This window comes from Sporomusa rhizae, from assembly GCF_041428845.1.
In the GTDB taxonomy this organism is placed as follows: domain Bacteria; phylum Bacillota; class Negativicutes; order Sporomusales; family Sporomusaceae; genus Sporomusa; species Sporomusa rhizae.
In genome coordinates, this window is record NZ_CP156925.1 from 5428295 (window position 1) to 5450033 (window position 21739).

General features: G+C 46.2%; 21 protein-coding genes. 2 read left to right on the top strand and 19 right to left on the bottom strand.

What is annotated here, in order from left to right:
• Window positions 1–62: 62 nt before the first annotated feature.
• From ilvB to SRRS_RS25395, 9 genes are all read right to left on the bottom strand, one after another.
• A complete protein-coding gene (gene ilvB, locus SRRS_RS25355; protein ID WP_371369924.1) occupies window positions 63–1727 on the bottom strand; it encodes a biosynthetic-type acetolactate synthase large subunit in 1665 nt (554 codons plus the stop codon).
• A gap of 11 nt (window positions 1728–1738) precedes the next feature.
• The gene (gene leuB, locus SRRS_RS25360; RefSeq protein ID WP_371364341.1) at window positions 1739–2812 is read right to left on the bottom strand and encodes a 3-isopropylmalate dehydrogenase; all 1074 of its coding nucleotides are present in this window, start codon (window positions 2810–2812) and stop codon (window positions 1739–1741) included.
• Window positions 2809–3327: a 3-isopropylmalate dehydratase small subunit gene (locus SRRS_RS25365; RefSeq protein WP_371364343.1), complete on the bottom strand. Its 519-nt coding sequence runs from the start codon at window positions 3325–3327 to the stop codon at window positions 2809–2811. Before SRRS_RS25365 ends, leuB begins: the two co-directional genes overlap by 4 nt.
• Window positions 3324–4592, bottom strand: coding sequence for a 3-isopropylmalate dehydratase large subunit (gene leuC, locus SRRS_RS25370; RefSeq protein WP_371364345.1), 1269 nt, complete (start codon window positions 4590–4592; stop codon window positions 3324–3326). The genes SRRS_RS25365 and leuC overlap by 4 nt, the downstream gene beginning before the upstream one ends.
• 6 nt (window positions 4593–4598) lie before the next feature.
• A complete protein-coding gene (locus tag SRRS_RS25375) occupies window positions 4599–6143 on the bottom strand; it encodes a 2-isopropylmalate synthase (protein ID WP_371364347.1) in 1545 nt (514 codons plus the stop codon).
• 89 nt (window positions 6144–6232) lie between these two features.
• Window positions 6233–7225, bottom strand: coding sequence for a ketol-acid reductoisomerase (gene ilvC, locus SRRS_RS25380; RefSeq protein ID WP_371364349.1), 993 nt, complete (start codon window positions 7223–7225; stop codon window positions 6233–6235).
• Window positions 7206–7733 carry an acetolactate synthase small subunit gene (ilvN, locus tag SRRS_RS25385; protein ID WP_371364351.1) on the bottom strand — a complete coding sequence of 176 codons (528 nt, stop codon included), beginning with the start codon at window positions 7731–7733 and terminating at the stop codon, window positions 7206–7208. Before ilvN ends, ilvC begins: the two co-directional genes overlap by 20 nt.
• A gap of 602 nt (window positions 7734–8335) precedes the next feature.
• Window positions 8336–8785 carry an ACT domain-containing protein gene (locus SRRS_RS25390; protein ID WP_371364353.1) on the bottom strand — a complete coding sequence of 150 codons (450 nt, stop codon included), beginning with the start codon at window positions 8783–8785 and terminating at the stop codon, window positions 8336–8338.
• Window positions 8786–8923: 138 nt separating this feature from the next.
• Complete coding sequence (locus SRRS_RS25395; RefSeq protein WP_371364355.1) at window positions 8924–10228, bottom strand: phenylacetate--CoA ligase family protein; 1305 nt, start codon at window positions 10226–10228, stop codon at window positions 8924–8926.
• Between the two features lie 392 nt (window positions 10229–10620).
• Between SRRS_RS25395 and mgsA the strand changes: the two genes are divergently transcribed.
• Window positions 10621–11025 carry a methylglyoxal synthase gene (gene mgsA / locus SRRS_RS25400; protein WP_371364356.1) on the top strand — a complete coding sequence of 135 codons (405 nt, stop codon included), beginning with the start codon at window positions 10621–10623 and terminating at the stop codon, window positions 11023–11025.
• A gap of 158 nt (window positions 11026–11183) precedes the next feature.
• Entirely contained in the window at window positions 11184–11843 is a 660-nt protein-coding gene (locus tag SRRS_RS25405; RefSeq protein ID WP_371364358.1) for a C40 family peptidase, read from the top strand.
• A 221-nt stretch (window positions 11844–12064) separates the two neighbouring features.
• Here SRRS_RS25405 and SRRS_RS25410 read toward each other — a convergent pair whose 3' ends face one another.
• From SRRS_RS25410 to SRRS_RS25455, 10 genes are all read right to left on the bottom strand, one after another.
• Complete coding sequence (locus tag SRRS_RS25410) at window positions 12065–13339, bottom strand: sodium:proton antiporter (RefSeq protein ID WP_371364360.1); 1275 nt, start codon at window positions 13337–13339, stop codon at window positions 12065–12067.
• A gap of 285 nt (window positions 13340–13624) precedes the next feature.
• The gene (gene hypD / locus SRRS_RS25415; protein WP_371364362.1) at window positions 13625–16003 is read right to left on the bottom strand and encodes a trans-4-hydroxy-L-proline dehydratase; all 2379 of its coding nucleotides are present in this window, start codon (window positions 16001–16003) and stop codon (window positions 13625–13627) included.
• Window positions 16004–16009: 6 nt separating this feature from the next.
• Window positions 16010–16912, bottom strand: a complete 903-nt coding sequence (locus SRRS_RS25420; protein WP_371364364.1) for a trans-4-hydroxy-L-proline dehydratase activase — start codon at window positions 16910–16912, stop codon at window positions 16010–16012.
• A 346-nt stretch (window positions 16913–17258) separates the two neighbouring features.
• Window positions 17259–18698 carry a sigma-54 interaction domain-containing protein gene (locus SRRS_RS25425; protein ID WP_371364366.1) on the bottom strand — a complete coding sequence of 480 codons (1440 nt, stop codon included), beginning with the start codon at window positions 18696–18698 and terminating at the stop codon, window positions 17259–17261.
• A 331-nt stretch (window positions 18699–19029) separates the two neighbouring features.
• On the bottom strand, window positions 19030–19719 hold the full coding sequence (locus tag SRRS_RS25430) for a hypothetical protein (RefSeq protein WP_371364368.1): 690 nt from the start codon (window positions 19717–19719) through the stop codon (window positions 19030–19032).
• Between the two features lie 70 nt (window positions 19720–19789).
• Window positions 19790–20071: a pro-sigmaK processing inhibitor BofA family protein gene (locus SRRS_RS25435; RefSeq protein ID WP_371364369.1), complete on the bottom strand. Its 282-nt coding sequence runs from the start codon at window positions 20069–20071 to the stop codon at window positions 19790–19792.
• Between the two features lie 40 nt (window positions 20072–20111).
• Complete coding sequence (locus tag SRRS_RS25440) at window positions 20112–20408, bottom strand: DUF2508 family protein (protein WP_371364371.1); 297 nt, start codon at window positions 20406–20408, stop codon at window positions 20112–20114.
• Between the two features lie 93 nt (window positions 20409–20501).
• The gene (locus tag SRRS_RS25445; protein WP_371364373.1) at window positions 20502–20756 is read right to left on the bottom strand and encodes a DUF2508 family protein; all 255 of its coding nucleotides are present in this window, start codon (window positions 20754–20756) and stop codon (window positions 20502–20504) included.
• 52 nt (window positions 20757–20808) lie between these two features.
• Entirely contained in the window at window positions 20809–21402 is a 594-nt protein-coding gene (recR, locus tag SRRS_RS25450; RefSeq protein ID WP_371364375.1) for a recombination mediator RecR, read from the bottom strand.
• 3 nt (window positions 21403–21405) lie between these two features.
• Window positions 21406–21732 carry a YbaB/EbfC family nucleoid-associated protein gene (locus SRRS_RS25455; protein WP_371364377.1) on the bottom strand — a complete coding sequence of 109 codons (327 nt, stop codon included), beginning with the start codon at window positions 21730–21732 and terminating at the stop codon, window positions 21406–21408.
• Window positions 21733–21739 lie beyond the last annotated feature (7 nt).

Genomic DNA, 21739 nt, shown 5'->3' on the forward strand with positions numbered 1-21739 from the left:
ATAATAGAAGAAGCATAGTTTTGCCACAGGCAAACTATGCTTCTTCTACTTGATAGACTCTTTTACTCTAAATCAATGTAACTATCCATCGCCCCGCCCGGAGCAATCATGGGTGTAACTAAATCTTCCGTATCGATATTGACGACAAGCAATGACGCTCCTTGGCGCTCTATTGCCGCCGTCAGCGCTTGACTGAATTCTGCTTGCGTATTCGCCACCGCCGCCGGAATGCCAAACGCGGCGGCGAAAACCGAAAAGTCCATAGGCGTTGGCAGCAAAGAAGCGGAGTACCGTTTGTCAAAGAAGCAATGCTGCAGCTGCCTGACCATACCTAAACTGTTATTATTGATCACAATGGAGATAATTGGCAGCTGCTCGGCAGCTACGGTGTACAGTTCACAACCGGTCATTTTAAGCGATCCGTCACCAACAATATGAATAATCCGTTTGTCCGGTCTGGCCATTTGTGCACCCACAGCCGCCGGCAGACCAAACCCCATTGTGCCTAATCCCCCGGAAGTCAGAAACCCCCGCGGGCCGCTAACCTTTAAATTCTGCGCCGCCCACATCTGGTGCTGGCCAACATCAGTAACATAGATAATGTCGTGTCCGTCCAGCTGCCGGTTAAGTTCGCCCATAACCCCGGCTGCTTCCAGCTTGGTACTGTCAGCAACTATGCCGTACAATGCCTGCCAGTGTCTGATTGTTTCCCACCAGGCGGCCATGTTTCCGGGAACAACAGCCTGGCTCAGTTCGTTCAGAATGGTGTTCATTTCACCAACGAGCGGCACAGAGGCGGCTACATTCTTATGTACTTCCGCCGGATCAATATCAATATGAATAATGGTTTTGCCATCGGCATAGCGAGCCCGGTCACCGGTCACCCGATCATTAAACCGGCTGCCGGTAACAATAAGCACATCGGCACCGTGCACGGCGTGATTGGCTGCCTTAAGCCCGTGCAGCCCGGTCATTCCCAACAAATTGGGGTGATTTCCCGGTAAAGTGCCAATACCCATCAGGGTTGTAACAACAGGCAATCCGCATCGCTCGGCAAACGCAGTGAGCGTCTGACTGGCGTTGGCATTAATACAGCCGCCCCCGGCGATAATAACTGGCCGCTCAGCGGCGCTGATAGCAGCTGCCGCTTTTGTGATCAGTTCGGGCAAATTGGGCGACTGCCTGACTAACCTTTGCCCAATGTTTTCGGACTCTAAGTCCGTAAAGTTATATACATCGGACTGGACATCGCGCGGTATATCGATAAGCACCGGACCAGGCCTGCCCGAACGGGCAATAGCAAATGCCCTGCGGATTATTTCGGTTAGCTTGCTGCTATCTTTAATTATGAAATTGTGTTTGGTAATAGGCATGGTGATCCCGGAAATATCAATTTCCTGGAAGGCATCACGACCAATTAAGTTTGTCGGAACTTGACCGGTAATGGCAACAACCGGTATAGAATCCATAAAAGCATTAGCCAAACCGGTAACTAGATTAGTAGCTCCCGGCCCGGAGGTAGCAATACAAACTCCTACTTTACCACTGGCTCGGGCATAGCCGTCAGCGGCATGGGCAGCCCCCTGTTCATGTACAGTCAGCACATGGCGGACAGGCAAACCGTGCAGCGCATCATACAATGGGAGAATGGTGCCGCCTGGATACCCGAAAACTGTATCTACGCCTTCTTTAGCCAAACACTCAACAATGGCTTGTGCTCCTGTCATGCGCATACTGTTCACCCCAATCTTGCAATTACCTGCTGCCCCATTGCTTCCGTCGACACCTTGGTAAAGGCTTGCTGATAAATATCTTGAGTGCGGTATCCGTCTGCCAAAACTTGCTCTACAGCCTGTTCCATCATAGATGCTGCCTGAGAATTGCCGAGAGAGTACCTAAACAGCATGGCCGCTGATAAGATAGTTCCCAGTGGGTTCGCAATCCCCTTGCCGGCAATATCGGGAGCCGAACCGTGAATCGGCTCATACAGACCGGTTCCATCTCCCAGGCTGGCCGAAGGCAAAAGACCGATAGACCCTGACAGTACGGCCGCTTCATCACTTAAAATATCTCCGAATAGATTACTTGTAACAAGCACGTCAAAACTACCCGGATTAAGCACTAACTGCATCGCACAGTTATCTACATACATATGGGTTAATTCAATTTGTGGAAACTCCTGCGCAACTTCAACAGCCACTTTACGCCATAAGCGGGACGCGGCCAGCACATTAGCTTTATCGACCGACATGACCCTGCCGCGACGTCCGGCGGCTGCCCGGCAAGCCATGCGCACAATGCGCTCAATCTCCGGACGGCTGTAAACCTCGGTGTCAGAGGCTTTTTCTACGCCGTCAATTATGGCAGCTTCCTTTTTATCGCCATAATAGATGCCGCCGTTCAGTTCACGCACAATGAGAATATCCACAGAACTGACTAGCTCGGGTTTTAATGGTGACTGCCCGGCTAATGCCGGAAAGACTTTTATAGGTCGCAAATTGGCATACAAGCCCAGCTCCTTGCGCAGCCCCAAAATTGCCTTTTCGGCTCTAAGTTCAGGAGCCACATGATCCCACTCAGGACCGCCAACCGCTCCTAATAATACACCATCCGCCTGACGGCACGCTGCAATTGTAGCTTCCGGCAGCGGCACACCAAATTTATCTAATGCGGCGCCACCGGCCTGCCTGATTTCGTAACTAAAACTAAATCCGCATTTATCAGCAGCCGCCTTGGCCACATTGAGGGCAGCGGCAGTAATCTCAACACCAATCCCATCTCCGGGAATTATTACTATATGTTTATTACTCACAGCGATCGACCTCCCTCATTCCGGGAAGCCAGTTGCCGGCGTGTATAACTGACTAAACCACCGGCCTCTGCGATCTCCTGGATAAATCCTGGCAACGGCGGTACGACAAACTTCTCGCCAGTGGCAAGGTTCTCAGCTACCCCGGCATCCAAGTCAACCGCCAAATTGTCCCCGGCATTAATAGCAATCGAACCCACCCCCAGCTCGATGAGCGGCAGTCCGATATTTATGGCATTCCGGTAAAAAATGCGGGCAAAGCTCTCGGCCACGACGCAGGCTACGCCTGCCGCCTTAAGGGCACCCGGTGCATGTTCCCGTGAGGAACCGCAGCCAAAGTTTTTACCAGCTACAATAATATCGCCTTGCTGTACCTTGCCGGCAAACGTCGGATCAATATCTTCCATGGCATGCGCCGCCAGTTCCTGCATATTGGCAGTATTTAAATACCTGGCCGGAATAATTACATCTGTATCTACGTTGTCGCCATAGCGCCATGTTTTTCCGGTAAATCTCATGCTCCTACCTCCTCCGGCCCGGCAATTCGGCCTAATACTGCGCTGGCCGCCGCCACCAACGGACTGGCCAAATATACTTCACTGTCTACGTGCCCCATACGGCCGCGGAAATTGCGGTTGGTGGTAGCTACCGCCCGTTCCCCTTTAGCCAAAATCCCCATATGGCCGCCCAGACAAGGCCCGCAAGTCGGCGTACTGACAACCGCTCCGGCCTTAATAAAAGTCTCAACATAACCTAGCTTTACAGCCTCAAGATATACCTCCTGGCTGCCGGGAATGACGATTGCCCGGACATCCTTGTGAACCTGGCGTCCTGCCAAAATGCTGGCAGCCTGCGCCAAATCCTCAATCCGCCCGTTAGTACAGGAGCCAATGACTACTTGATTAATAGGAGTAAAATCAACCTCATTCACCGGCCATACATTTTCTGGCAAATGCGGTAACGCCACAACCGGTGTCAACTTACTTAGATCAATGGTAACCATACGCACATATTCGGCATCAGGGTCTGCGGCCACCGTCGTGTAAGCTTTTTTAACCCGATCTTGAAGATAATTTTCAGTGACACTATCCACCGGAAAAATGCCGTTTTTTGCCCCGGCCTCAATCGCCATATTAGCGATTGTCAGCCTGTCGGTCATAGTAAGGTCAGCTACCCCCTCGCCGCAAAACTCCAGCGACTGATAACGGGCGCCGTCGACGCCGATAAGACCAATAAGTTTAAGTATTACATCCTTGCCCGTTACCCATTTTGCCAGTTTACCTATGAGTTTTACCTTAATGCTGGCAGGCACCTTAAACCAAGTCTCGCCTGTCGCCATGGCGCAAGCCATGTCCGTAGAACCAACACCTGTGGCAAAAGCGCCAACTGCTCCATAAGTACAAGTATGAGAATCGGCGCCGATAATAACTTCACCAGGAGCCACCAATCCCTGCTCCGGCAACAGCACATGCTCAATGCCCATGCGTCCGACTTCAAAATAATGGGTTATGTTGTGTTTCCTGGCAAATTCACGCACAGTCTTAGCCATTTCGGCAGACTTGATATCCTTGTTAGGCGTAAAATGGTCCGGCACCAGAACAATTTTATCTTTGTCAAACACGGTATCAGTAATCTGCTCAAATTCCTTAATGGCTGGCGGAGCGGTAATATCATTGCCCAGCACTACATCAAGCTTGGCTTTAATAAGCTGGCCGGGTTGAACGTCCTTAAGGCCGGCATGGGCTGCAAATATTTTTTCAGTCATAGTCATAGGTCTTGCCATAAAAAGTTACCTCCCTGCCGCCTGCTCCACTGCGGGAAATCCGCAGACAGCCAGCATCTTATTAATTGCATTAACATAGGCTTTGGCGCTTGCTTCAATTACGTCGGTAGACAGACCCCGGCCACTAAAGGTTCGGCCATCACGTTCAATCCAGACAGTTGCTTCCCCCAGAGCATCTTCGCCTGCCGTTACGGCCTTTAACTGGTAGTCCTTGAGACCGATAGGAAAACCAACCGCCTGTTCAATCGCTTTAAAGGCTGCATCAACCGGGCCATCGCCGCAACTGGCTGCTTCACTGATGCCGACACTGGTTTTCAGTTGTACCGAAGCAGTTGCCAAGGTCTGATTGCCACTACTCACATGATGATAAATAAGAGTATACCATTCCGGCCGCACGGAAGCCTTTTCCACAATAAGCGCCTCAATATCTTTATCGAATACCATCTTTTTGCGGTCAGCCAAATCCTTAAATTTAGCAAACAAAGTAGTAATTGTATCGGCATCCAGTTCATAACCCAAGTGCTTAAGACGCTCGTCAAAAGCATGCCGCCCGGAATGTTTGCCAAGCACAATAGCGTTGCGGCTGATGCCCACTGCTTCGGGGCTCATAATCTCATAAGTAAGTGGATTATTGAGTACGCCGTGCTGGTGAATACCTGATTCATGGGCAAAGGCATTGTCACCCACAACTGCCTTGTTCGGAGGTACGGCAATTCCGGTCAATGTACTGACAAGACGTGATGTCCGGTAAATTTGCGGAGTAGCAATGTTAGGCATCGCCCGGTAGAATTCACGGCGGGTATGCAGAGCCATGACTAATTCCTCCAACGAAGCGTTACCGGCCCGCTCTCCCAAACCGTTAATAGTACACTCTACTTGACCGGCTCCGGCAGCCACAGCCGCCAGTGAGTTGGCCACCGCCATTCCCAAGTCATCATGGCAATGCACGCTAATAACTGCCTGGCCAATGTTGGGTACGTGTTCCCGGATATAGGTAATCAGTGCTCCAAACTCTATCGGAGTAGTATAGCCAACGGTATCAGGAACATTGATAACAGAGGCACCGGCGGCAATAGCCCTGGTATACACCTGGCACAGAAAGTCCCAATCAGAACGGGAAGCATCTTCGGCCGAAAACTCCACATCGTTTACCAAAGTTTTAGCATAGCGCACCGCCTGCTCAGCTCGCTCCAAAAGTTCAGGCCGGGACATCTTGAGTTTGTGCTGCAAGTGAATATCACTCGTGGCGATAAAGGTGTGAATTCGCGGCCTTTCGGCCTTTCTCACCGCTTGATAAGCTGTCGCAATATCTTTTTCACCAGCGCGAGCCAAACCAGCAATGGCCGGACCTTTTACTTTGGCGGCGATCTGGCTTACAGCCTCAAAATCTCCTGGCGAGGCGACCGGAAACCCGGCTTCAATGACATCAACTTGCAGCTTTGCTAGAGCTAGGGCAATCTCCACCTTTTCTTCTGTTTGTAAACTAACTCCCGGCGTTTGTTCGCCATCCCGGAGGGTAGTGTCGAATATTTGAATTCTCCGAGTTTCCATTGTCATTACCTCGCTTTCCATTATATTTAATCCATTTATTACTTCAGGTGGGGCACTCCCCACCTGAAGATTAGTTTGCTTTACTTATATTACTTTTGCAGCCAGGACATCATCCCGCGCAGTTCTTTGCCGACAACTTCAATCTTGTGGTTGGCTTCCTGACGGCGTTTAGCACCAAACATCGGACGGTTGGCCTGATTCTCTAAGATCCAGTTGCGGGCAAAGGTACCGTTTTGAATCTCAGCCAGAACTTTTTTCATTTCCGCACGGGTTTGCTCGGTAATAATGCGTGAACCCGTCACATAGTCACCGTATTCGGCGGTATCGCTGACCGAGTAACGCATACGGGCCATACCGCCTTCATACATCAGGTCAACAATAAGCTTCATTTCGTGCATACACTCGAAGTAGGCGATTTCCGGCTCATAACCTGCTTCCACCAATGTATCAAAACCGGCTTTGATGAGTTCGGTTACGCCACCACAGAGTACGGCTTGCTCACCAAAGAGGTCGGATTCGGTTTCATCTTTGAAGGTTGTAACAAGTACACCGGCACGGGCACCGCCAATACCTTTGGCATATGCCAGCGCCAAATCCTGCGTGTTGCCGTTGTAATCCTGATGAACAGCCATCAGGCAGGGTACGCCTTTGCCTTCGGTATATACCCGGCGCACAAGGTGTCCCGGTCCCTTGGGAGCAACCATAAAAACGTCTACGTTTTCCGGCGGCACAATTTGACCGAAATGAATATTAAAACCGTGGGCAAATGCCAGCGCTGAACCCGGCTTCAAATTGGGGGCAACTTGCTCAGCATATACTTTTGCTTGTTTTTCATCAGGAATCAGAATCATGGTAATGTCGGCCTGGGCAACTGCCTGGGCCACATCAGTAACAGTAAGTCCTGCTTCACGCGCTTTTGCTGCTGATTTGCTGCCTGCGTGAAGACCAACAATAACCTTAATCCCGCTGTCTTTTAAGTTTAACGCATGGGCATGCCCCTGGCTGCCATAACCAATAATTGCAACAGTTTTTCCTTTAATAAGCTCCCAGCGGGCGTCTTGTTCATAATACATTTTGCTCATAATTTAATCTCTCCTCATATTGATAAATTGTATTTTCACCCCGTTCCAGCGCTACAAGGCCGGTCTGGATGGTTTCCAAAAGTCCGTAAGGTGCCAAAACCTCGGTTAAGGCATTCAGCTTACTGTCTTCGCCGGTTACTTCCAGCGTGACACTGCTGCCGGAAATATCGATAACATTGGCTCTAAATACCTCGGCAAGTTTTAAGATTTCGGCGCGGTTTTCGCCGGCCTTAACTTTAATAAGCGCCATCCCCCGCACCACCGAATGATCAAGCGGCAGAATTTGTACAGCCACTACTTCCACCAGCTTCTCAATCTGCTTTTTTACTTGATCAATAAACGCCTGATTGCCGTTGACAGCTACTGTAATTCGTGAAAACTCAGGGTTTTGAGTAACACCTACAGTCAGACTGTCAATATTAAACCCCCGCCGTGAAAACATGCCAGCCACTCGTACCAACACCCCCGGCTGATTGTGTACTAATACTGACAGAACATTAGACTGCACAACTACCACCTCCACTTTTTTAGTTTCTTACCGTGGTGCTCTTCCTAATTTAATAAATAGAAAACGCCCCTATGGCAGATTTTCATCTGTCCATAGGGGCGCGGATTGCGCGGTACCACCCTACTTTGGGCTTGTTGCGCCACGAAATATCGTGACTACCGGATAACGGCCAGCTCCGCTATTGCCTAGTGCATATTGTTTACAGCATACAATATGCATTTCAACAAAGAGTTCCTGGGTGAGCAGGACTTATATCACTGTACCGGTTCGCACCAACCACCGGCTCTCTGCACAGGATAATAAGTTTTTATCCCAGTCATTACCTGTTCTCTGTTTTCTATTAGGAAAGATACACAAAAAAGGCTCCACAGAAAGTTTTTACTTAATAAAAAGTAAGAAACTTTCCGCAGAGCCTTTTATACTCACGGTGTAATACAGCGGCTGCTGTATTCTGCGTCGCTCGGCCCAGACCTGTTAACCAGCGGAACCCTAGACGCACTTCCTTACGCGTTATGTAACTGTGTATACATTATGCCAGTACCTTCGTACTTTGTCAAGAGGATTTTTTTATCTTATTTTCAGATACCCTATTCTTCTCTGTATTACCAGTAAAAATCAGGAACGTTATCATTATCATCCTGATACGGCTTATTCTCGGTTCCTTGGCCATTGATGAGGCGTTCCGCCAAACTCAAATTATCTACTTTCAATACAACTCGCGCAATCTCCGTAGAATTAGCGGCAAAGGCATATACATATTCAATATTTACACCGGCAGAACTTAATTTGCTTACTTTTTCAAATAAGCTTCCCGGCTGATCGTTGAGGACAACGCTGAGAACCGGTGTTGCCTTAACAGTAAGCCCTGCTCCTCTAAGTATATGCTGAACCTTTTCCGGTTCATTCACAATAATTCTTAAAATACCGAAGTCGGCCGTATCGGCTACGGCCATAGCCCGAATATTAATGCTATGCTCATGAAGTACACCCAGGACTTCAGCCAATTTTCCAGGCTGATTTTCAACAAATACCGACAATTGATGAATAACCATGCTGCCCCTCCTTAGATACTGATTTATTTTTTATTCCGCTAACCGGCAGCTGGCCAAACTTTAGCCCTGGCACAGGCAAATAGTTTTAGCTCCCGGATTGCTCCAACCAGCAAATTCTGCATATTAACATTCCGGTAATTAAAGATTCCTTCTATCCACTACCCGCTTGGCCTTACCTTCACTTCTTTCTATCGTTTTGGAGCCAACGAGGCGAACGGTGGCTGATACATTAAGCACACTGGCTAATTCTGCTTTAATTTTGGCTTCCAGCACTTCTAATCCCCGCACTTCGTCAGAGAACATCGCATCTGTCACTTCAATAAGTACCGTCAACTGATCCAGGTTGTCTTTACGGTCAACGATGAGTTGATAATGCGGCGAGGTTTCGCCAAAGCTAAGAAGTACGCTTTCCACTTGAGACGGGAATACGTTAACACCACGAATAATAAGCATATCGTCGCTGCGGCCTAGCACTTTGCTCATTCGCACCAGTGTCCGGCCACAGTCACATTTTTCTCTATGCAATACGGTTAAGTCGCGGGTACGGTACCTAATCATAGGCATACCTTCCTTGGTAAGGGTCGAAATTACCAATTCCCCTTTTTCACCGTCAGGCAGTACTTCTCCGGTAAGCGGGTTGATAATTTCCGGGTAGAAATGGTCTTCATTGATATGCAAACCGTCTTGTACCGGACACTCAACCGCTACCCCCGGTCCAATGATTTCACTTAAGCCATAGATATCAATCGCTTTAATTTCGAGCTGAGCCTCAATTTCCTGCCGCATACGCTCAGACCAAGGTTCGGCACCGAAAATACCGACCTTCAGCGAAGTGTCTTTAGGTTCTACGCCCATCTCCCGCATGGCCTCGGCGATATATAACGCATAAGAAGGCGTACAAGCCAGCGCCGTAGTGCCAAAGTCCTTCATAAGGTTAATTTGCCTTGCCGTATTGCCGCTGGATATGGGAATAACCGACGCACCTAAGAGTTCAGCGCCATAATGGATTCCCAGCCCCCCGGTGAATAGTCCGTAACCATAGGCTATCTGAATACAGGACTGTTTACTCAAACCTGCGGATACCAACGCTCTGGCCGCAACCTCTGACCAAATGCCAATATCCCGCTTCGTATAGCCAACAACTGTAGGTCTGCCGGTTGTGCCACTGGAGGCATGAACCCGCACAATTTCAGACATGGGTACGGTAAACAGTCCATAGGGGTAGTTATCACGCATATCTTGCTTTGTAGTAAACGGCAGTTTGGTAATATCCTCTAGCGTATTAACATCCTCAGGCAGTAAACCTTCGGCCTGCATTTTGGAACGGTAAAACGGCTGCTGGCGGTATAGTCTGGCAACAATTTCTTTAAGTCGTCCGGTCTGAAGCTGAGTCATCTCTGCCCGCTCCATGGTTTCCGCAGGCTTGTTCCAATAGCTAATCATTGTCCTATTCCCCTTCCTCCTATAAAAAAACACGGCTTGCGTCGAGCCTTGGCGAAAGCGGAAGCCGATATTGCTCTTATCCAGGTGAAAGTTATACTTTCTCTCAGGATAAAAACAAAAAAACCCGCAAAAAGTCCTTAACAGGAACTTTCCGCTGGGGTTTTTTATACCCACGGTGTGACCCAATGGGCCCTGTGCCGCTTGGACCAGACGCATGACTGCCGGAACCCTAGACACACTTCCGCTTAAAAAAAGTGTAAACTTGTATACTGTATTTTTTCATATATTACCAGTTGCCCCCAACAAAGTCAATAGCTTATTGCCTTTGTATTTTATTAAATAAACATTAAAAATCCGCAGCTTTATTTCCTATAAATACGCTTTATGATATTATGGGTACAAAGATTGAATGCAAAGAGGTGAATTTTGTGAAAAAAACTGTTGCTCTTATCGCCCATGACCGCAAAAAAGAAGAAATGCTTACATTCGTCCTTGATCATAAAGAACAATTACGCAATTACGATTTAATTGCCACTGCAACTACCGGCAAAATTGTCAAAGAAAAAGCCGGCCTTCCTATTACCACCTACCTGTCCGGCCCGCTCGGCGGCGACCAGCAGATTGGTGCCCGCATAGCTTGCCAGGAAGTTTCTGCAGTCATTTTCCTGCGTGACCCACTGACAGCTCAACCGCATGAGCCGGATATTACAGCTCTCCTTAGAATCTGCGATGTCCATAACATTCCGGTAGCTACCAATGTTGCTACCGCCGGCTTAGTACTGCAGAGTTTAGATTAATAAATGAATACCGCCATTCAAGACCTCATCTTCGATAGCATGGCTATCGAGATGGGGTCTTTTCATCCTGTAATGCCAAATTTATATTGTTTACATAATTATTTTACTATGTTATTATGTACGGGTAGTCCATAACTCACACAACAAGGAGGGCGTATATGAAGCGCTATATCAATAACATAGCCGTAGTTCTTCTCTTCACCTTCTTTACTACGCTATTTTTCCCTGCCGCACCTGCGCAGGCGTTTTCTCTTACTGATCTTACCGGTTCTTCTTCCTCGCAACAAAGCAGTGGTGGTTCCAGTAGCTTGCTTAACATTTTGCTGGCGCTCCTCTTAGGTAAAGTTCTTAGTAACTCCGATAGTTCTAATACCGCCAATACCTCCAAGACTCCCAGCATTGCCTCCATTATAGGTTCCATAACAGACTCCAAAACCACTGAGAATAACAGCAGCAAAGGAGCTCAAATTGTTAAAACAGCCCAAAAATATATGGGAGTTCCCTATGTATGGGGCGGCGACACCCCAACCGGCTGGGACTGCTCCGGCTTTACCCAGTACGTAATGCGTGAAAATGGAATTAACATTCTCCGCACTGCGGCTGAGCAATTCAGCCAAGGTACGCCTGTTGACAAAGCGAATCTCCAGGTAGGCGACATGGTGTTCTTCACCACCTACAAGCCGGGTGCTTCTCACGTAGGTTTCTACATGGGTGACGGCAAGTTTATCCATGCCAGCTCGGCTGCCAAACAAGTAACGATTAACTCTTTATCTGAAACTTATTACACTGAACATTATATTGGGGCACGCCGCTATTAAGAGAAAAGACCATCTGCCTAAGCAGATGGTCTTTTGGATAATACTAGCAATTTCTTCTCCTTCGTTAAAAACTATTTCTCTGGCAGCTAAAAGTTCATAAACTGCACATGCGGAAATAAAACCTATTGGATTTCCCGCATAGACATACTTTTGCTTGCAAAAAAACACAGGGCCTGGATCTGACAATTATCAGATTCAGGCCCTTGTTTTTTTGATTCATTTTACCGCAAGTAAGCCAAATAAATATAAATATTACAGATTATAACCGATACAAGCATCAAGGGAAATGCTATTTTGAAATAGTAGCCAAAAGATATTGGTCTGCCTTTAGCTGCCGCAATACTGGATACGACAACATTGGCCGAAGCGCCGATAATTGTGCCGTTTCCGCCCAGACAGGCTCCCAGCGACAGTGTCCACCACAGCGAAGTAACATCCATATGACCAAGCTCGGCCATAGATTTAATTAATGGAATCATTGTTGCCACAAACGGAATATTATCAACAAATGCCGATCCAATAGCGGAAAGCCATAAAATCAGGAAATGCATAAGCACAACATTGCCACTGGTAACATCTAACGACCATTTGGCTACCATTTTGATAATGCCGGTTACTTCCAAACCACCTACCAGAATAAATAATCCGATAAAGAAGAAAATCGTATTCCATTCGACTTCATTGAAAATCTCTTCCGGCTCAATACCACTCACCAATAGCAACAAAGCTGCACCGCCCATGGCAATAGTAGCGGATTGAAAATGCAGCATTTGGTGAAGAACGAATCCCAGCATTACTACGCCTAATACGGCCAGTGACTTTTTCAGAAGACTGACATCAGTAAGGCTTTCTTCTTCTTTAAGTTCCATAACCTTGAGCTGCTTATCCTCACCCACTCGCAAATCTTTTCTATAAAAGAGAACTAATAACCAGCAGGTAGCAATACCTACCAGTACGATAGGGAATGTCAAATTCATAATAAAATCATTGAAGCCCAAACCGGTAGCGCCACCAATCATAATATTGGGCGGATCACCAATAAGGGTAGCGGTACCACCGATATTGGAAGCGAGTATTTCGGAAATCAGAAAGGGAACCGGGTTTACTTCAAGTACATCGGTTATCGCAAAAATAATACTGGTAAACAAAAGTACTGTTGTTACATTATCCAGAAAGGCCGAGGCAACTGCTGTAAGCCAGAAAAACACTATTAAAATCTGAACCGGATTACCCTTAACCATTTTAGCCGATTTTATTGCCAGATACTGAAATAGTCCGGTCTTGCGGGTAATCGACACAATAATCATCATGCCGATAAGGAGTCCTAAAGTATTAAAATCAACTATGGCTATGGCCTGCTCCTGGGTCATAATTTTTAAGAAAATTACTGCGACAGCGCCAAGTAAGGCTATTTTGGTTCTATGAATTTTCTCAGATATAATAATTGCATACACAAAAACAAAAACAAGTAAAGCTATCCACGCGTGTTCTGTCATCTAAATACATCTCACTCCCAGGCTAATTTGCTACTTTTATTATTATAGTGAAATTGATGATAATTTACCAGAAATATCATCAATTTCTAGTTCGCATTCGCAATATTCGCCATGTCGGAAGCCAAATAGCAGATTGGTCACAGGTAGATAGCCTCACCGATTTTTTCGGTAGAATTGCAATTCCTTTATAAGCTCTACCGGTACCTAGGGAACAATCGCCGGAGATTTTGAGTCTTTGGCCACCAGCATGCACAAGACCCTCTGGTTAAAATAGTAGTGTAATAATTAGAAGCTTTGATGTTCGGTTCTCTCGATGATTTCATCCTGTAAAGCTTTGGTCAGGTTGTTAAAGTAATCGCTGTAGCCAGCTACCCGAACAATTAAGTTGCTGTACTCATCAGGATTTTGTTGCGCTTTCCGTAGACTAACGGCATCTACAATGTTAAATTGAACGTGGTGTCCATCCAGTTTGAAGTACGCCCGGATCAGGTCTTTCATTTTTCTCAGACCGTCTTCATCGGCTACTACCGACGGGGAGAATTTTTGATTAAGCAATGCGCCGCCTGTTCTTAATTGATCCATTTTGGCCGCGGATTTGATAACAGCGGTAGGCCCGTTTTTATCTGCGCCCTGAACGGGAGAGATTCCTTCGGAAAGAGGACGTCCGGCTTTGCGTCCATCCGGAGTTGCGCCGATGACAGAGCCGAAATATACGTGACAGGTTGTCGGCAGCATTTCAATCCGGTAGGTACTGCCGGTCGGGGTCTTGCGACCATTTACAATCTCATAAAAAATCTCGAATACTTTGGTCATGATGGTGTCGGCATAGTCATCATCATTACCATATTTAGGAGTTTTATTAAGGAACAGCTGACGAACAATTTCATGACTTTCAAAATTGGCTTTTAATACGTTAAGTAGTTCACTCATCGACATTCGCTTTTTGTCGTAAACATGATATTCAATAGCCGACAGGCAGTCAGCGATACTGCCGATACCTACGCCTTGAATATAGCGGGAATTGTATCTGGCGCCACCAGCGTTGTAGTCCTTGCCGTTCGTGATGCAGTCTTCAATCACTACGGACATAAATGGAGCCGGCATATATTTGGCATACAGCACTTCGATAACGTTGTTGCCTCTGATTTTAATATTTACAAAATGCTCAACTTGTTTCTTGAAGGCAGCCAACAGCTCGTCTAAGGAAGCAAATGTAGTCGGGTCGCCTGTTTCGATGCCAAGCATTTTGCCGGTACGTTGATCTATACCATTGTGAAGGGTAATTTCCAGGATCTTAACAAGGTTCAGATAGCCAGTCAGGGTATACGCTTCTTTGCCAAAGCAGCCTACCTCAACACAACCGCTGGTGCCGCCGCCCCGGGCGTCTTCCAGGCTCTTACCCTGACGCAGAAGTTCTTCAAGTACGGCGTCGGTATTAAATACCGACGGGAAACCCATGCCCTCACGAATAACTTCAGCAGCTCTAATGACAAACTGGTCAGGATTTTTCCGGCTGATCTGCACATTAGTGCTCGGCTGGAGAATTTTCATTTCCTGAATCATATCTAACAGCAGGTAGGACAAATCGTTGACACCGTTGCTGCCATCCGGATTGATGCCACCGATGTTGATGTTACAAAAGTCGGTGTAGGTAGCGCTCTCTTGAAGAGTAATACCTACTTTGGGAGGAGCCGGCTGATTGTTGAATTTAACCCAGAAGCAACCCAAGAGTTCTTTAGCATAATCCTGGGTTAAGAATCCACTTTCCAGGTCCCTAGCATAGAAAGGATAGAGATGAATATCCAATTTACCAGGACAGAAGGAGTCCCAAGTATTTAATTCGGTGATAACTCCCAGGTGAACAAACCAGTAGGTTTGCAAAGCTTCTCTAAAGGTACGCGGAGCGTGAGCCGGAACGTATTCGCAGATCTCGGCGATTTTCAGCAGTTCCTGCTTTCTTACGGAATTTTGTTCTTTTGCCGCTAATTCTCTGGCTTTATCAGCATGCCGTCTGGCATAAGTAATCAGAGCATCACAGCAAATAACCATCGCTTTTAGCTGTTCTTGCTTGTCATAGGCCTCCGGATCTTGCCCAAAATCCAGACCGGCCAGTCTTTTTTCAATCATCGCTTTGAATTCAAGAAAACCGATGTGGTATATCTTGCCGTCGGCAACTGTATGTCCTGGCGCTCTTTGTTCCATGAATTCGGTGAAAATACCAGCTTCGTAGCAATCTTTCCACGCGGGAGTCATTTGCTCCATCAGTAAGTCCCTGATGGCTTTACCTTTCCAAAAAGGAATAATTTCTTCCCGTTGAACGCGTTTTGTTTCTTCGTCTACACGGAAGAAAATTTTCTCCCGCTTATCTACAACGTCGAAGTCTTCCACTGTGTGGCAGCACAATTCAGGGTAAGTAGGAGCTTCTTGCGGGCCAGTGCCGCGTTCACCGACAATCAATTCGCCGTCATTGATACAGATGGTTTTGTTCTCCATCAGATGCTTGAAAGTCAAAGCTCGTAATACCGGAACAGATACTGTACCAGCATAATTTTGGTAAGCTTCTGTTACTAGCTGAGCCCGCTCAATCGATAACCGAGGAACGGCATTAACACTCTGCTCTCTTAGTTTTTGAACTCTGGGATTAGTGACTTTTCCTGTGGACATTGTTCATCATCCTCCAACTTTTACATTTAAGCCAAAGGCTTTTAACCTTTGAGCAATGGCGTTTGCTTGTGTATTGGAAAGAGGCCGAATATCCTGCAGCCTGTATGTTCTATCCAGCCTAGTGTATTTATCCATTGCAATATTGTGATATGGCAGCAGGGAGACATCCCGCAGATTTAGCGCAGCAATAAAAGCGCCTGTTTGCTCGATGTTCTGTTCATCATCATTTATCCCGGGTATTAGTGGTATGCGAATCCAGATCTTGCTGTTTCTGGCTGCCAGTTTTTTCAGATTCTCATGTATCGGGATGTTAGAAACACCGGTGTATTTTTTGTGTTTTTCCTCATTCATCAATTTGATGTCATATAAAAACAGGTCTACCAGATCGGCTATACTTGCAAGAGATTCCCACGAAGCATACCCTGAAGTATCCAAAGCAGTATGAATTCGTTTTTCTTTACAGGAAGTAAGCAGATTTTTAAGAAACGCTGGCTGCATCAGAGCCTCGCCGCCGGAAAATGTAACTCCGCCTCCGGATTCTTCATAAAAGATACTGTCCTTCTCGATCTCCTTGATTACCTCGGCAACCGTTTTCTTGCTGCCGAGCTTTTCCATAGCTCCGGTCGGACACATGTCGACACATTTTTCGCAGAGAGTACACTTTTCTTTATCCCGGCAAAACCCTTGCTCGGAAAAAGTAATTGCACTAGCGGGACAGGCCTTTACGCACTCCCGGCAACCGATACATTTGTTTTCCAGAAAAACTATTTCAGTTTTTGGAACCAAGCTCTCCGGGTTATGGCACCATTGACAGGACAACGGACAGCCCTTAAAAAAAATTGTAGTGCGTATACCTGGACCATCATGGATTGAGTACTTTTGCATATTGAATACTGTTCCTACAGTCAAAACATCACCGCCAATCAGCTGGTTTTTACCCCACAGATAGTTTATCTTTCGTAAAAACAGGGTAAGGGCAAACCGTGTTTTCTTCTAATAAGCATGGACTGAGAAGCTGTGTTACCTCCTTCGATGATTCAATTTTTGCCTTGTGACCTTATATATAGCAATTCTCTCGCCAACCGTTTTTAGAAAATTAGAAATCGTGCTACCAGCCCACTGTTTTCCTGCCCTTTTTGGTACATGACCTTAGCAGAAAGATTGTTATATTTCCGAAAACTACAAAAACGTCCCAAAAATGAGACGTAACTTTTTTTGACGTCGTCTCATTTTTGGGACGTTTTAACTTAGTCTTTTAATTATGCTTTTTGGGACTAACGATGATTTCCCAATCAATATGGTGCTTTTTTATTTTGTTATGCAGCGTTTGCCGTGGAATGTTAAGCATTCTTGCCGCCTTGGCTCCATTGCCGCCGGCCCGCAGTATAGCATTTTGAATCAACTTCTTCTCATACTCGTTGAGTTTATCCGCTAGGCACACATCACTAAGCTCTTCTTCCGACACCTCTTGTCTCACGTCCGAAGTCTCCGCACAATTAGCGATGTGCGGAGGAATATCCGCAAGCTCTATCTGTTGACTATCAATAAAGTTCATAATACTTTCGATGGCGCAGCGCAGCTCCCGGATGTTCCCGGGCCAATGGTATGCCTCAAATACTTGCAATGCTTCAGGTGATATGCCTTTCACCTTTTTATTCACTGTACCGTTATATAAGTTTATAAAAAAGTTAGTCAATAATCCAATATCTTCTCTTCTCTCGCGCAAGGCGGGCATGCAAAGCGAAATTACATTTAACCGGTAATATAAATCATTTCGCATGATTTTTTGCTCAACGATTTTGGCTGGCGGCTCATTCGTACTGGCAATTATTCGCACGTCAACACGAGTTGTGTTGAGCCCGCCAACTCTCCGGACAACACCATCCTGCAGAACACGCAGCAATTTCCCCTGCAGCTTCATATCCATGGAATTGACTTCATCCAGGAACAGTGTGCCACCGTCGGCAAGTTCAAACAAACCCGGTTTATCTTTAGCACCCGTAAAGCTCCCCGAGGTAGTACCAAACAAGATACTGTCAAGAAGAGCATTCGGTAGTGCCGCACAGTTCTGCGCAATAAACGGCTTGTTCCCTCGGGCTTTGCTTGCACCGTGAATCGCTTGCACCACGAGTTCTTTCCCTGTACCTGTTTCACCATAAACCAGTACCGGTGATTTGCTATCAACTATTTTTCTTGCCCGTTCCTTTAGTTTTCTCATCACCGGGGTTTCACCAATAATATCCTCGAAGCAATAGCTAATCCCATTGGCTTTATATGTTTTTTCATTATTTTTTTTCTTAAACAGTTCAGATTGCAAGTTTAATACTTTTTCCGATAACTCCTTGACCTGGGTTAAATCGCGATAGATTTCAAGGGCGCCAACAATTTCGTCTTGTTTAATCAGCGGTATAGTGGACGTCAGTGTAGATACTTTTCGCCCCTGATAATTCATATAGGTCTGTACATAGTCAATGATTGGTTCTTTGTGCTTGAGCACCTGGTAAAACGTACTGCTTTCCGGTGTCAGGTCAGGAAAAATATCCAGTATATTTTTGCCGATGGCCTTTTCCTGAGTTATCCCCGCTATATTGGTTGCCGGTTCATTATAAAAAGTAACATTTGCGTGTTTATCCACTACTAAAATTCCCTCATCCAAATGAGTTAAGATTGCTTCTAAAAGGAATTTATAGTCCAAAGCCTTCATCCTTTCTATAATGCGTATTAGTTATAGTACTATTTACCGCTCACCAGCAAACTCCTTCTTGGCAAATTGCTCATTTCGGCACTTCGGGGCTGACAGCCGCGTATTCCGGTGTAGCCTGCCTGGCAAGTAATATACCTCGTCACATAGCTAGGCCCTGCTGAAGTATAGTTGCAGCAGGGCACTCTCTTTCTCACTAACCGAAGCAGCAAGAACAAAAATTTTCTTACGATATCCTGAAGATCATTTGGAAACCCACCCAGCATCCTTTTCTACTATTACCCCTACGAAACTCCGCCTTTTACGAGACGAGCAGTTTTCGTTGCTACCAGAAGGTCCGCGGCATAATTCTTTCTAATTTCCATACCGGATTCCCCATACAGTCGACCGGCCCAATCTGCTTGGCAATGTCAGCAACCGCCGAAGTGGCGACAACAGGTACACCGAGGCGCTTGGCTGCCGTGGTTACTCCTTCGGCACCACGTTGTACAAGTTCAACAGTAGTTTCCTCAGCCATATGCGTATTATTAAGCATTGCATCAACCCGCCCTAAGGTATTGACATATTCCAAAATATTATCCACGGTCGAAGTAAATGGACGCGACATATTAATAACAGCAATAATCTTAAGGTACGGATTCTCAAAAGCGCCTTCTACCAGATTAAAAATTTTGGCACCGTGCACACCATAACCGACATCCATAATAATATTACCTTTACGCCTAAGTACCCATCGCATAGAAGCTTTAATAACATTGCCCGCTTCACCAAGCCCGGTAGTATCGCGAGTTTCCCACGCTATTACATCAATTCCCAAATCCTCCAGCTCTCTTTTGATGGGACGCAACGTATAGCACGGTTCTACTGTGTCCAAGTCGGCAATGGTTACCGGCAAACCTTGTTTTCGTAAATAAATGGCTCTGTTTACGGCATTTTCACTTTTGCCGCTGGCGTATTCCCCCACGTAAGCTTCAATAATTGGCTCAGACTGCTGTGGCTCTTTTACACTCTCCACGTTCGACACTCCTTGTCCTACTGCTTGCTCAGCACTAATTAAAAAGACTTGGCCTCTGCCAAGTCTTTTGTCAGTTTATAAATATTTTAAACAAAATCAGCAAAATAACTCCCGGCAATCCCAAAAATCCGGCAATCAATGCTGTAATCGGGTTTATGCCAATGTTAAAACCCACATACGCACCAACAAAATTAACCGCCCACAGCATCACTCCACCCATCAAACCATTATATATCAGCTTAAATACCAGCTTAATAGGCATAAAAAACATGCGGCCGATAAGATAAATTAAAATAATCCCAAAAGCATAGGCAATGATTACGTTTAATTCTAAGCCTGGAAAAATCGGCATTCTTTAGCCCCCTCTCATTACTTTTCTTAATTCTACCACATTAAAATGGCCCGCGTACAGTTTTCGTTTCGATAATTTCTGACAGGCTAACGCAATTCGGATACCTAATCCCCTCTTGCCTTGCCCTTTTAATCAGATAAATATACTTGCGTTCATAGGCTTTAATCAGGTATGTGGCATATTCGATTAAATCAGGATCTGTTACTGTTTTATAATAATACTGAGCATATAACCAGTCACGTCGTGCCTGATCGGCGACTTCTACTAAATTGACAAGTTTTTTTCCACTGGACTGTTCGTTATCCCCCAGTCCCAGCAATCTCCGCCATGCGAACATTTTGAATCCCTCCAACATCATACTTATCACAATATATGTTGGCCAGTCCAAAAAAATGAAAAAATACCGGACAAAAATCCGGTATTTTGCGAACTAACTGAAAGGCGAATAATGAATGCCTTCGCGACGTGCACGTTTGAGTAGGTATGTATACTTTTTTTCGGCGGCCTTAATCATATAGGCGGCATAATCAATCAAATCAACGTCTGATACATTATTGTAGTAGTTTTGAGCATTAAGCCATTCTTGCCTAGCCTGTTCAATCTGTTCCGGTAAAGGCTGATATTTAGGTACAGGCAACTCTTGCGGCACTAATCCGTAGGCAAAATTCATTAATACAGTCTTCATGCACATCTCCCCCTGTCTAGAGTATTCCCATAAACAGGCAGGATAAAACATGCTACATTTCTCGCCGGTTTTCTAAAGCCTTGGACAAGGTGACCTCATCCGCGTATTCCAAATCACCACCTACCGGCAGCCCATGAGCAATACGCGTTACTTTAACCCCGAGTGGTTTTAACAGTTTGGCAATATACATCGCTGTTGCTTCGCCTTCGACATTAGGATTGGTAGCCATGATAACTTCCTGAACTCCCTGACCAACCCGGGCAAGAAGCTCTTTTATCTTAATGTCATCCGGCCCAATCCCCTCCAGCGGAGACAGAGCACCATGCAACACATGATATAAACCTTTAAACTCGCGGGTGCGTTCCATAGCGGTAACGTCTTTGGGGTCTTCTACAACACAGACGACAGTCTTATCACGGCCTTCGGAACGGCAAGTCTGACACGGATCGGTATCGGTTAAATCAAAACACACCGAGCAATAACCCACCCGTTCTTTGGCATTAACAATGGCTTCTGCCAAAGCCTGCGCCTGTGCTTTATCCATTTTGAGCACATGATAGGCAAGACGGGCTGCCGATTTCGGGCCAATGCCGGGCAGGCGGCGAAAATGTTCAATGAGCCTGGCAATCGGCGCAATATAACTCATAGATTAAAACATTCCGGGCGGCAGGTTAAGGCCGCCGGTAAGCTTGCCCATTTCCTGGGCCATCATATCGTCTACCTTACTCATAGCTTCGTTTACAGCTGCCGTCACTAAATCTTCTAACATTTCTACGTCTTCCGGATCAACAGCGGTAGGTGCAATTTTTATCGATTGAATCTTTTTCTCGCCATTAACAACGACTTTTACTGCTCCGCCTCCGGTAGATACCTCGAGCGTGCGGGCCTTAAGCTCTTCTTGAAGTTTCGCCATATCGCCCTGAAGCTTTTGCACCTTTTTCATCATACCCGCCATGTTTCCCATATTTCCAAACATGTTGTCA

Bases quoted from the DNA above. Each gene is read 5' to 3' on its own strand.
- ilvB (WP_371369924.1), bottom strand. From the start codon at position 1,727: ATGACAGGAGCACAAGCCATTGTTGAGTGTTTGGCTAAAGAAGGCGTA.
- SRRS_RS25365 (WP_371364343.1), bottom strand. From the start codon at position 3,327: ATGAGATTTACCGGAAAAACATGGCGCTATGGCGACAACGTAGATACA.
- leuC (WP_371364345.1), bottom strand. From the start codon at position 4,592: ATGGCAAGACCTATGACTATGACTGAAAAAATATTTGCAGCCCATGCC.
- SRRS_RS25375 (WP_371364347.1), bottom strand. From the start codon at position 6,143: ATGGAAACTCGGAGAATTCAAATATTCGACACTACCCTCCGGGATGGC.
- ilvC (WP_371364349.1), bottom strand. From the start codon at position 7,225: ATGAGCAAAATGTATTATGAACAAGACGCCCGCTGGGAGCTTATTAAA.
- SRRS_RS25390 (WP_371364353.1), bottom strand. From the start codon at position 8,785: ATGGTTATTCATCAATTGTCGGTATTTGTTGAAAATCAGCCTGGAAAA.
- SRRS_RS25395 (WP_371364355.1), bottom strand. From the start codon at position 10,228: ATGATTAGCTATTGGAACAAGCCTGCGGAAACCATGGAGCGGGCAGAG.
- mgsA (WP_371364356.1), top strand. From the start codon at position 10,621: ATGGGTACAAAGATTGAATGCAAAGAGGTGAATTTTGTGAAAAAAACT.
- SRRS_RS25405 (WP_371364358.1), top strand. From the start codon at position 11,184: ATGAAGCGCTATATCAATAACATAGCCGTAGTTCTTCTCTTCACCTTC.
- SRRS_RS25410 (WP_371364360.1), bottom strand. From the start codon at position 13,339: ATGACAGAACACGCGTGGATAGCTTTACTTGTTTTTGTTTTTGTGTAT.
- hypD (WP_371364362.1), bottom strand. From the start codon at position 16,003: ATGTCCACAGGAAAAGTCACTAATCCCAGAGTTCAAAAACTAAGAGAG.
- SRRS_RS25435 (WP_371364369.1), bottom strand. From the start codon at position 20,071: ATGCCGATTTTTCCAGGCTTAGAATTAAACGTAATCATTGCCTATGCT.
- SRRS_RS25440 (WP_371364371.1), bottom strand. From the start codon at position 20,408: ATGTTCGCATGGCGGAGATTGCTGGGACTGGGGGATAACGAACAGTCC.
- SRRS_RS25445 (WP_371364373.1), bottom strand. From the start codon at position 20,756: ATGAAGACTGTATTAATGAATTTTGCCTACGGATTAGTGCCGCAAGAG.
- recR (WP_371364375.1), bottom strand. From the start codon at position 21,402: ATGAGTTATATTGCGCCGATTGCCAGGCTCATTGAACATTTTCGCCGC.
- SRRS_RS25455 (WP_371364377.1), bottom strand. From the start codon at position 21,732: ATGTTTGGAAATATGGGAAACATGGCGGGTATGATGAAAAAGGTGCAA.